4 protein-coding genes are annotated in these 1711 nt (G+C 26.9%); 1 reads left to right on the top strand and 3 read right to left on the bottom strand.

What is annotated here, in order from left to right; genetic code table 11:
• The 3 genes from tnpA (EIC27_RS08535) to relB all read right to left on the bottom strand — a co-directional run.
• The coding region (gene tnpA / locus EIC27_RS08535; RefSeq protein ID WP_410519448.1) for an IS66 family insertion sequence element accessory protein TnpA at positions 1-157 on the bottom strand (157 nt) is incomplete at its 3' end.
• Positions 158-263: 106 nt separating this feature from the next.
• Positions 264-533, bottom strand: a complete 270-nt coding sequence (locus EIC27_RS06760) for a type II toxin-antitoxin system RelE family toxin (RefSeq protein WP_126045283.1) — start codon at positions 531-533, stop codon at positions 264-266.
• Positions 517-735, bottom strand: coding sequence for a type II toxin-antitoxin system RelB family antitoxin (gene relB / locus EIC27_RS06765; protein WP_126045284.1), 219 nt, complete (start codon positions 733-735; stop codon positions 517-519). The genes EIC27_RS06760 and relB overlap by 17 nt, the downstream gene beginning before the upstream one ends.
• Positions 736-1557: 822 nt before the next feature.
• On the opposite strand from relB, the gene tnpA (EIC27_RS08540) reads away from it, so the two are divergent.
• Positions 1558-1711, top strand: a 154-nt coding sequence (tnpA, locus tag EIC27_RS08540; protein ID WP_410519450.1) for an IS66 family insertion sequence element accessory protein TnpA, incomplete at its 3' end; no start/stop codon positions are given.

Raw genomic sequence — 1711 nt, forward strand, 5'->3', positions numbered from 1 at the left:
CTACAAGAATTCTGTGCCATTTATAAAATGTACTTCTCGGCACATTCTTTTGCTTACAAAATTCATATTTACTTACATTACTTTTTTTATATTCTTCTACTAGCTCTTTCCATTTTTCATTACTTATTCTTTTTTTCTTTTTTTCTAATAGCATCATTAGCCTCTATTTTTTTAGGCTTTTGTTCTACCACTTATTTTTATTCTTGCCTAGATGCCCTTATTTTAGCGCTTACATATAAAATTTAATAACTTTTTACAAATTATTAATTAGCATAGACTGAATCTCTGGTATCTATTTTAAGAACAAGAATGATAAGCGTATCTTCCTCTATAGAGCATATAATTCTAAAATTTTTAACTCTATAACGCCATAACCCTGAAAGCTCATATCGCAAAGGTTTGCCAAAGTTCCTAGGATTATCAGTAAGAGATATTTTATTTTTTAAATAACCAGAAATAAGAAGTTGATTTTGTTTATCTAACTTTTTAAATTCTTTCGCCGCATGATGATCAAATTCAACTTTCCAAGCCACATTCTTTCTCTAAACTTTCTAAAGAAATGCGTTTTCCTTTTTGTTCTAGTCGATGAATAGCTATCAGATAATCTTCTTTTTCTTCAAGAAAATCTTCCACAGCTTTTCTTACTAAATAGCTTTTATTACGATCAATTGTTTTTGCAAGATTTTCAAGTCTACTATTTATAGGATTAGAAACTTTAGTAGTTAATGTATACATAAGTAATTATAATTTATTTTCTTTTTATAATACTAGAAATATATATTTTTGTAAAATATTTATTATTATATACTTAATAATATTTAATATACTTTTAAAAATTTTACCACAAGGACTTTTTCAACAGCTCCATATCTTATCTTACCTAAATTTTATACATCTGGTAAAATAGCTTGTCTATTTTAATAAATATGTAGCAAAAAACTTAAATATTTAGATCATAAGCAATATCATCAATTTCATCTTGAGAAGGTTCAGTATAACGAAATATCTGAGAGATAGAAGCATTCCCCGACATCTTTTTGCAATATGACACCATGTTTATTGGGACTCTTTTTAAAAAAGTATGCCTTAGCATGTAAGGAGATAAATGAAATTTTTCCTTATCTGATCAATTTAAAGAGGTATGAGCTGATATTTTTGCGCAAATATAGCGTATGCTCTAGTATATAATTTTACTCCATTTTTAGAGAATATAACCTGATTTGGTTTAGTTATTTTTTGAGATATAATATATTGATCTAAATACTTTCTAGGTTCATCAGGAATAAGTACTTTCTTTGTAAATATATTTTCTTTACGCTTAACATGATGAAACCCTTTAGCATGATAATGAGAGAGATTGAATGATATTAGCTCTGTTTCCCTAAGTCCTATTGCTAGAAGAATAGAAAAATAGTTATTTTGAGTAAAGGGTTTTGATTTTTCTAGTACATAAATTCAGTCAATAAACCATTATCTGAGTAAGCGCTAAAATAAGGGCATCTAGGCAAGAATAAAAATAAGTGGTAGAACAAAAGCCTAAAAAAATAGAGGCTAATGATGCTATTAGAAAAAAAGAAAAAAAGAATAAGTAATGAAAAATGGAAAGAGCTAGTAGAAGAATATAAAAAAAGTAATGTAAGTAAATATGAATTTTGTAAGCAAAAGAATGTGCCGAGAAGTACATTTTATAAATGGCACAGAATTCTTGTAG

It is taken from the genome of Candidatus Aquarickettsia rohweri (assembly GCF_003953955.1).
GTDB classification, from domain to species: Bacteria; Pseudomonadota; Alphaproteobacteria; order Rickettsiales; family Midichloriaceae; genus Aquirickettsia; species Aquirickettsia rohweri.

Coding starts and splice junctions, on each gene's coding strand:
- relB (WP_126045284.1), bottom strand. CDS start 735: ATGTATACATTAACTACTAAAGTTTCTAATCCTATAAATAGTAGACTT.